At 71.5% G+C, this 8,702-nt stretch carries 10 protein-coding genes; 3 read left to right on the plus strand and 7 right to left on the minus strand.

Features of this window, described 5'->3' with window-relative positions:
• Positions 1 to 4 precede the first annotated feature (4 nt).
• The 7 genes from B042_RS24235 to B042_RS0104705 form a co-directional block, all read right to left on the minus strand.
• The gene (locus B042_RS24235; RefSeq protein ID WP_051415470.1) at positions 5 to 2,164 is read right to left on the minus strand and encodes an FtsK/SpoIIIE domain-containing protein; all 2,160 of its coding nucleotides are present in this window, start codon (positions 2,162 to 2,164) and stop codon (positions 5 to 7) included.
• 86 nt (positions 2,165 to 2,250) lie between these two features.
• Positions 2,251 to 3,831: a hypothetical protein gene (locus B042_RS24240; RefSeq protein WP_028647278.1), complete on the minus strand. Its 1,581-nt coding sequence runs from the start codon at positions 3,829 to 3,831 to the stop codon at positions 2,251 to 2,253.
• Positions 3,832 to 3,842: 11 nt separating this feature from the next.
• The gene (locus B042_RS0104685) at positions 3,843 to 4,031 is read right to left on the minus strand and encodes a hypothetical protein (RefSeq protein WP_028647279.1); all 189 of its coding nucleotides are present in this window, start codon (positions 4,029 to 4,031) and stop codon (positions 3,843 to 3,845) included.
• 156 nt (positions 4,032 to 4,187) lie between these two features.
• A complete protein-coding gene (locus B042_RS0104690) occupies positions 4,188 to 5,624 on the minus strand; it encodes a hypothetical protein (RefSeq protein ID WP_028647280.1) in 1,437 nt (478 codons plus the stop codon).
• Positions 5,625 to 5,627: 3 nt separating this feature from the next.
• On the minus strand, positions 5,628 to 5,753 hold the full coding sequence (locus tag B042_RS26850; RefSeq protein WP_255342291.1) for a hypothetical protein: 126 nt from the start codon (positions 5,751 to 5,753) through the stop codon (positions 5,628 to 5,630).
• 22 nt (positions 5,754 to 5,775) lie between these two features.
• Positions 5,776 to 6,069 carry a hypothetical protein gene (locus B042_RS0104700; RefSeq protein WP_028647281.1) on the minus strand — a complete coding sequence of 98 codons (294 nt, stop codon included), beginning with the start codon at positions 6,067 to 6,069 and terminating at the stop codon, positions 5,776 to 5,778.
• 118 nt (positions 6,070 to 6,187) lie between these two features.
• On the minus strand, positions 6,188 to 6,547 hold the full coding sequence (locus B042_RS0104705) for a hypothetical protein (RefSeq protein ID WP_028647282.1): 360 nt from the start codon (positions 6,545 to 6,547) through the stop codon (positions 6,188 to 6,190).
• A gap of 487 nt (positions 6,548 to 7,034) precedes the next feature.
• Here B042_RS0104705 and B042_RS0104710 point away from each other — a divergent pair, with 487 nt between their 5' ends.
• The 3 genes from B042_RS0104710 to B042_RS0104720 all read left to right on the plus strand — a co-directional run.
• Positions 7,035 to 7,883 carry a GntR family transcriptional regulator gene (locus tag B042_RS0104710; protein WP_028647283.1) on the plus strand — a complete coding sequence of 283 codons (849 nt, stop codon included), beginning with the start codon at positions 7,035 to 7,037 and terminating at the stop codon, positions 7,881 to 7,883.
• Positions 7,883 to 8,407, plus strand: coding sequence for a hypothetical protein (locus tag B042_RS0104715; RefSeq protein ID WP_028647284.1), 525 nt, complete (start codon positions 7,883 to 7,885; stop codon positions 8,405 to 8,407). Before B042_RS0104710 ends, B042_RS0104715 begins: the two co-directional genes overlap by 1 nt.
• A gap of 88 nt (positions 8,408 to 8,495) precedes the next feature.
• The coding region (locus B042_RS0104720) for a helix-turn-helix domain-containing protein (RefSeq protein ID WP_028647285.1) at positions 8,496 to 8,702 on the plus strand (207 nt) is incomplete at its 3' end.

The following is an 8,702-nucleotide window of genomic DNA, read 5'->3' on the forward strand; positions in this document are numbered from 1 at the left end:
TCTTCTACTCGTCGGTGTCGATCCCCGGAGGGACAATGAAGTCTCCTGCCAGGATGCGATCGCGCGCCGCCTCCAGGGCCTGGCGGGTGTAGCCGCGTTCGGGCTTGGCCCCCGGGTGCCACCGCACCGGCTTGGGGTCCTCGTCGACCTCCATGACGCTCATCCGGGCGCGGACCGTGGGGCGCGACCACCGGAGCTCGGCCGCCAGAGCCTCCACCGACACGCCCTTGACGCCTTCCGACAGACGCAGCGCGGCCTGGATCAGACGCGGGAGCTGGTCTTCTCCCAGCGCCAGGCCGTCAGTGAGGTTGCGGAAGATCTCGTCGGCCTCTTCGCTGTTGGCGGACCCGCGTCCGGCCCGGTGCTCCAGGTCGCGGCGGGTGCGGCGGATGGAGTCTCCCAACCCCTTGAGCATGTCGCCCAACGGACCGGCCTGCTCCGGAGCATCGGTGCTCTCCGGGGCCTGCTCCGGTTCGGGTGCGGGCGGCGGGGCGGGACGGCGCTTGGAACCGTCCAGGCCGGGCAGCCATCCCGCCTTGCGGGCCCGCTCCCACCGGTCCATGTACAGGCCCGGGTTGACCCGCACGGTGACGTCGTCGAGTTCGGGCCGCCACGGGGCGGTGGCCTCGGCCGCCTCGGCTCCCTTGGCCGGGTCGGCGTACAGGCCCCGGAACAGCCGCGGGTTCTCGGCCGCGTCGTGGCGCACCATCCCGTACCCCTGGGCGGGCATCTCCGAGGCCGAGGGCAGCTTGCCCTTCCACCCGAACAGGTGGTTGAGCTCGGTCTCGTCGTTGACCCGCAGCCCGATACGCACCTGCATCTGAGCGATCAGCGACTTGGGGACCGCGTCGGAGACGGCGCGCAGCGAGCACACCAGCGGCCGGATGGAAGCCGCGCGGGAGCGGTCCGACAGCTCGGTGATCTTGTCCTTGACGTCGGAGGGCAGGGAGGCGGTCTCGTCGGTGACGATCTGGATGTGGGGCACCGCGCTGGAGACGGGCACCTTAGTGTCGTTGGCCGCGCGCATCAGGTCGGCGTAGCCCACCTTGCGGGCCTCCACCGCGGCCAGGGCGAAGTCGAGCATGCGCCGCATCTCCGCCGGATCGGTGGCCACCCAGTCGATGGCGGACCGGGAGGAGCGGCCTTCGACCCAGGGACGAAGGTAGGGCTCGAACACGCCGCCGCCGTTGGGGTCGATGCCCCACACGATGACGTCGTCGCAGCGCAGCAGTGAGGCCATGATGGCCGCCAACTGCGAGGACTTGCCCGATCCGGTGGCACCGATGAGCAGTGCAGAGGCCCACTTCAGATCCAGGGACACCTGGGAGCCGTCGCGGTAGACGCCGTTGCCGATGCCGTCGTAGATGGAGCGGCGCGTGTAGTCCTCGGGGTAAGGGACGGTCTCGGCCAGGGCGTCCACCGTGGAGACGAACAGCTCGAAGGTGCGCCGGGACTCGGGGACGGCGGCGACCTCCACCCCGCACCCGGCGGGCAGGTCGGCGTCGTCGGCCAGGCGGCGGGTGCTGCGCTCCAGAGCGTCCAGCCCCGCCGCCGGGGGAAGCTTGCCCTTGACGGTGTAGCCGGTCTTCCAGGTCCGGGCCGGGTCGCGGGGGTCGGGGTAGTCCCAGGCGCGGATGTCGGTGACCACGGTCCCGGTGATGCGGCACACCCGGTCGATGCGCCGCTCCCACTCCACCGCCAGATCCAGGCGGGCCTTCTGCTCGGCCTCGGCGCTCTTGCGCTCCTGGGCGGCGATCTCCCAGGAGGCGGCCGCCGGACGCAGCAGTGCCGAGGCGACGGCACCCACCCCCAGGGCGGCCAGCAGGTCCGCCGACCACGGGGTGCCCGCGGCCAGCGCCAGCGAGGTCCAGCCGGTGAACCCGGCCCAGCGTGCGGGCCGGTACAGGCGCGGCAGCAGCGCCGCCCCGGCCGCGGCGGCGCGGGTGTAGGCCGCGGTGGCGCCGATCGCGCCGACCGAGGCCGGGCCCCACCAGGGCAGGGCCACATCGGGCAGCGTCCCCAACGTGGCCACCGCCAGCGCGGCGGAGGCGGCGTTGGCCGCTCCCAGGAACGGCCCCTGGGCGTGCGACCAGCGGCGGCGGATCTGTTCACGGTCGCGTGCACTCTTCTTCTTGGACTTGCGGGGCGGGGTGGCGGTCGGCATGGGCCGATACTCCTTTTCCAGACGCGGTGAAGGGCCGGGGCCCGTGGCGGGTCTCCGGCCCTTCACGGCCGTGCGGGGGGTCGGGGTCAGTCGTCGCGCTGGGAGGCGTCCCAGCGGTGCTCACCGGCGCGCGGCGCCTCCAGGCGCTGCAATTCGGTCTCGTGCGCGGCCCGGAACAGGCCCGGCAGCTCGTCGGCGACGTCGGCGACCTGGTGCACGGCCGCGCTGAGCTGGTGCATGTACTGCACCACCGCCGGGTGCAGCGGCTGTTCGCTCTGGGCCACCGCCGACATCTCGTGCAGCCCCGACCCGATGGTGCGCAGCATGCCCGGCAGGGCCTGCAACCCGCCCTCGTAGGTGAGCATGTGCACGTCGGCGCCGCCGAACGCCGCCAGGGCGGCGCGCATCTCGTCGGCGGCCGATTCGGCCCGGATGATCTCGTTGGGTTTGTTCATCACGTGTCCTTCCACGGGCGCGCCGGATCCTCCGGCGCCGATGGCCAGGCGCTGCCCGGCGGTGATCTCGCCCGGAGTGCGGGCGCTGGTACCGATGACGCGGCCGGTCAGCGCGCGCCGGGGTCGGCTGGAGCGCTCGGAGGCGCCCAAGACCGCCACCGCCAGCGCGGAGGCGGCGGCCGAGGCGTCCGACATCGGTCCGTAGCGGTCATCGCTGCGCACCCGCGACCACAGGCGGCCCCACCAGCGGGTCAGGGCACGCCACAGCGCGCCCGCCCGCAGGCGGCGGATACGGGCGCGCACGTAGTCGCGGGTGCGTCCCGAAGCGCGGCGCACGCGCACCCGCCCGGCCTTGACACGGGGGTGGCTCCAGCCGCGGCGCAGCCCGCCCCAGGCCCGGCCGAGCGGTCGTCGCCCGCTCGGCCGCGGGGCGGCGGGGTCGGTGATCGAGGTGGAGCGCCCCCGCGGGGCGAAGCCGCGGGCCCCGCCCCACCGGCCAGCACCGCCGGAGATCCTCGGAGAGCGCACTCCGGGCCGGAAGGCCCTGGAGCCGCCCCGCACACCGCCGACGCGCCCCCCAAGGGAGGGCCTGGCGGCGCCCCGCGTCGGGCCGGTGCGGCCCAGGCCACCTGCGGCGGATCGGGGCAGCACGCCCCTACCGCCACCGCGCCGTCCCAGGCCGAGGGGCGCAGCCCCGGACCGGACCGAACGTGCCCGGCCGGGAAGGCCGACGCCCGCCCGGAAGCGGCCAGTGCCTGCTTGGCCCCGCCCGGCCCCCGGGCCCCGGCCTGTGCCGGCGCCCCGGCCGAGTAGGCCGCGGAACCGGCCCCCGCCGCGCCCGCCTGCGGGAACAGCGGAGGCCCCGCGTCGGGCGGCCGAGCGGCGGCGGGCCCCGTGAGCCAGGTAGGCGGCCCCGGCGACCGCGGCCACTGCCCCCATAGCGGCCAGACCGGCCGGACCGGCCGCTCCGTAGGCCAGGCCGGAGGCGGTGGCCGCGTTCGAGGTGGCCAGTTCCAGCAGCGGGGGCAGCGGCGGCGGTTCCCCACTGCTCTCCTGGCCGGTGTCGCCGGGGAGGGCCTCGGTCTCCTCCGGCACGGGATCGGGCGCGGTGGTGCCGGCGGCCGCGCGTTCGGTCTCATCCAGGTCCGGGAGCGGTTCGGCGTTGGGGACCTCCACGCCCTGGTCGGGTTCGGTGTCGTCGTAAGTGCTCATGCCGCCCCCGTTCAGATCAGGTTGGACAACATCGGGGTGAGCGCGCTGATGAAGCGCGCGACGGCGTCGGCGCCGCTGATGATCAGGCCGACGAAACCGCTGATCAGCGCCGCGACCGATTCGGGGGCGCGGAAGAACCACAGGATCAGCGAGCCGACGATGAAGACGACGAAGAGTTGGCCCAGGCAGCCGCGGAACATGACGGGATCTCCTCGCAGAGGACAGGGGGTGGAAGGGGCCCCTTCACGGGGCCGCCGTGCCGCGCGCGGCGGAGAAGGTGTGCGCACCCGCCGGAAACGGGCGGGCAAGAGGTGCGCCCCTTCTCCGCCCACGGGCGGAGAAGGGGCGGGGCGAGTTCAGGAGTCGTTGGCCTTCGCCGGGTCGAACACCGGGTAGCCCTCGGCCCACAGGGCCGTGCGGGTGTCGCGCACGGTGGATCGAGCGATGCCGGTGTCGCGCACGATCTGTCGGGTGGGCACGTCTCGCCCATGGGCGGCGATGTAGAGCATCACCTCACGCCGGTGCCCTTCCAGTTCCAGGTATCCGGCCAGTTCAGCCAGAGCGGGCGGCTGCTCCGCCCCCGCTCCCGCCCGTGGGGCGGAGACCGGGGTGCCCGCGCCCGTGCCCGCCCCGTCGTCGGCGTGCGCCTGGGCGACGGTGGCGCTGTGCCCGCCCGGGGCGGGCGGAACTTGAACGCTTCGGGCGGCCGGGGCGCCCCCGGTGGGCGGGGCGCCATCCAGCAGCGCCTGAAGGGCGTCGGTGCCCCGCTCGGCCAGAACGGCCACGTGCTCCTCGGCCAGCGCGGCCAGGACCCGCCGCATCCGGTCGACCTCCCCCGCCTCCAACTCAGCGGACGGCTGAGCCGGACCGCTCTCCTCCAGAGCGGGGATGAACGCGCCGGCGGCCGTCGCCTCCAGGCGGCGGCGCTCGGCCTCCCACTGGCCGGTGCGCCACTGGTCGGTGTTGGCGCGGATCACCGCCCGAATCACCGTGGTGGCACCCCACGAGGCGGCCGAGGCCCCCAGCGCGATGACCGCGCCAGTGATCCCCACCAGGCCCAACAGGCCGGTGCCCCCGGCGATGATGCCGGTGGTGTTGAGCCCCACCGACACCACCAGCAGGAGCGCGATCGCACCGAGCATCAGCGCCAGCACCCGGCGGGCGTCCGGCCCCAGCGCGGCCAGATCGGCCTTGTTGTGGGTGCGCACCAGCCCCTGGAAGGTCAACAGCAGGATCACCGGGACGGTCAGTAGCGCCTCGGCCAAGATGGCGACCAGCACCGCGATGGGCAGCTCCCACGAGGTGTGGGCCCAGGCCCCGATACCCAACGCGGAGGCGGCCGACCCGGCCAGGGACACCCCGATCAGCATCCGCCGGATACGCGGATCGGCCTGGTGCAGGGCCAGCGCAGAGGCGGCCGGGTTGTCGGCCTCCTCGTAGGTGTCGATGGCCTCCAGCGTGGCGGCAGCCCGGTCGGCGCGGGTCTCGGCCACGGTCAGCGCCCTCTCGCCCCGCTGGGCGTGGGAGCGGCGCCGCCGCCGTGCCTGGGAAAGCCGGTCCTCTGCCTGCTCGGCCTGCTCGGCCAACACCGCCCGCGACACGGTATCGGCCACCGCGATGCGCTGGTTCAGGGTGCGGGGGTTGGCGGCCGGGTCGGTGGTGAGGGTGGAGTCGTCCACCCCGTGCAGGTCGTCGGTGGCGGTGTTCAGGCGCCGCCAGGTCTCTACCGCCTGGGCGGGGTCGGATCCGCCGTCCGCGGGCGGCCGGTGGGGGGTCTTCTTCTTGCGCAGCATGGATCAGCCTTCCTTGGGAGTGGGGCGGGTCTGGGTCATCAGGTGGGGGCCGCCACTCACACGCAGCAGGACCGCCACGAGGGTGCACAGCAGGGCCAGCGCGGCCAGGCCGAGCGCGAAGCCGGTCATCGTCTCTCCTTGCACGTGGGGGTCAGGCGGCCGTGTCGGCCAGAGCAGCGATGCGTTCGCCGTAGGCGTCGACCAGGGCGGCGATCGTGGACGCGGCCTGTTCCACACCGGAGCGGACGCCGCCGGGGTGCTCTGCCAGGGGGCTAGCCAGGGGGAGGTGGTCGATGGCGCGGTCTTGTAGCAGGTCGTCGAGGATGTCGGCGCGGGCGGCCCGTTCGTCCTCGCTCTCCCCGGGCAGGGACTCGGCCCCCAGGTCGGCCAGCAGCTCCAGCCAGGGGTCGACCAGGTCGGCGGTGGGGAACAGGGCGTGCGGCATGTGGGGCTCCAGAAGACGGGGCGGCCCCGGACAGCAGGGGTGTCTGGGGCTGCGGGCGGGATCGGCTGCGGGTCAGTGGTCCGGGTCGGGTCGGCGGCCGGCGAGCATCCCGGCTTGGTCAGGCGGACTTCTCGTCGCGGACGGCGGCCTGGGCGTGCACCTGGACACCGGCACCCTCCCAGTCGGGGCAGCTAAGAAACGCGATGTGGAAGTTCTGCGGGTCATAGACCGGGGTGTTGACTGCCTGGGCCAGGTCGTTGAGGAAGGCCGCGCCCTGGGTGTGAGAAGCCTTACCGGGGCGTTGGTCGATCCCCATCTCGATGCTGAGGCCGATCACGCTGGTGCTGACACCCACGCGCACGTAGGGCATGTAGTCGGCGTCCTGGTCCATGCGACCGACGATCACCGAGGCGATCGCGAGCAGATCGGGTGTGGTCAGGTTCCGTGCGGGGCGGCCGGTGTCGAGGTCAGTGGCCATGAACGGGTCTCCTTCGTTCGGGTGGTGTGGGCCCGGGTGGTCCCCGCCCGGCCCTCTCCTTCGCCGTGTTGTGCCGGCGGGGTGAGGGCTGGACAGGCACCCCAGGGGTGCGGCGCGGCCATTCCTTCAGACCAGCCCGTAGGTAGGTCTGTCGTGGTCACGACTTCCCTTCGCCGCCCCTTGTCTGCTCGGGGTGGGGTCAGGGCTTGCGCGCTATGTGCCTCAAGAGGCTTGTGAAAGCTCGTGCGCTCCGGGATTCCACACGGTGGACAGGGCTCTGCCCTGGCCGCCGGAGTCCTCTTCCGGGCTGCTTCGACCTCCAAGAGGCCATAGCAAGAAGCTAACAGTTGATAGGCATAAAAATCAACTGTTAGGAACAAGGGTGCTCGAAGTCGCGTTCTGAACAGGAGAGACGCTGGTTGGTCACTGTTAGGAAGTAGGTACGATGTCCGGGTTGAAGCCGGGATGTACGCACGAGAGGACCCGCATGCCTGCTGATTCACGCCGCCCGCGCTCGGAGGCTGTCTACGAGCAGGTCGCACGCAACATCCGCAACGGCATCGAGGCGGGCGTGCTCCGGCACGGTCAGGCCTTGCCGTCCACCCGGCAACTTGCTGAGGAATGGAAGGTCAGCGTCCACACCATCAGTGAAGCGATGAGGCTTCTCATCGAAGACGGGCTGGTGATCAGCAAGTCTCGATCTCAGCGAGTCATTCACGCGCCGAACCAGACGGCTCGGGGCGGGATCCGCCTTCGGACGCCGAACGTGCTGTTGATCGGTGGTTACGCGGGAAGTGGTAAGAGCGAGCTCGGGCGAGTGCTCGCACGGGAAACCGGCTGGCCGATGCTCGACAAGGACACCCTGACCCGACCGGTCGTTGAGGCCGCGCTAGAGGTTCTGGGCACCTCTCCGCATGACCGGGAGTCGGACACCTACTTGACCCTGATCCGACCACGTGAATACGAGGCGCTGGCCGCAGCGACCCGGGAGAACGTGGAATGCGGCACTAGCGTGATCACCGCAGCCCCGTACATCCGCGAGTTCACCGACCCGGCATGGATCGACAGGACCAAGGCCACATACGAGGGGCTTGGTGCGAAGCTCACGTTCGTGTGGGTGAACTGTGACGCGGAAAGCATGCACACCTACATCCGCCACCGGGGTGCCGCACGAGATGCCGCCAAGCTGGCCGACTGGCAGGGATACCTGAACGGCATCGACGTGGATTTCAGGCCGTCCACCGACCACGTGGTGGTCGAGAACTCGACATCGGCTCCGCCGTTGCAGAACCAGGCGGACGACCTGGTGAAGAAGCTGATGGTGGAGAGCTCGTGATGAAGGCCGGGATCATTCTCTACGGCCCGCCGGCGGCCGGAAAGAGCTCGGTCACCCGTGAGCTTCAGAACCTCGATCAGCGATTTGAGCTCTTCCGCCGCATGAAGACCGGCCGTGGGCGATCCTCCGAATACCGAATGGTGACCCCTGAAGACATCCAGGAAGCTCATCGGCGGGGTGAGGTCGTTTGGCAGAACGAGCGCTACGGCTCCGTCTACGTGATCGACCGTCCGGGGCTGGTGGCGATGATGGAAGACCGGATACCGGTCGTGCACCTCGGCCAGGCCGAGGGGGTCTTGGCTGTCCTCACGGCTGTGCCCGCTTGCTGGCTGGTGGCCTACCTCTGGTGTCCTCGGGAGGTCGCCCTTAGCCGGATCAGAGAGCGGGCCACCGGAGACACCGAAGAACGGGTGAGGGTGTGGGATGAGACACCGGAACTACCCACCGCCGACCTGATCGTGGACACGAGCATGACAGCGATATCAGAGGTGGCGAAGCGCGTCGAATCATCGCTTCCGCGCTGAATCTGGCGACCTTCAGAAAGAACTACTGAGGTTTAATTTGTGGGGTTACTGGTCTTGACAGGCCACTCCGGCAGGCTATGCCGAAGGTATGAGGTATCCCACCGGCGGCGGGCTGACCGCCGCAGAACGCCAGCGACGCGAGACCATCCGCATGGCCGCCGCCGACGACTTCGACACCGGGGCGAGCGTGACCGAGGTGGCGCGGACCTACCAGGTGTCACGGATGTCGGCCTGGCGGTGGCACCACGACTACGAAGCCGGCGGCAGAGCGGCTCTGGAGTCCACGGGCCCGGCC

This window comes from Nocardiopsis sp. CNT312, assembly GCF_000515115.1.
In the GTDB taxonomy this organism is placed as follows: domain Bacteria; phylum Actinomycetota; class Actinomycetes; order Streptosporangiales; family Streptosporangiaceae; genus Nocardiopsis.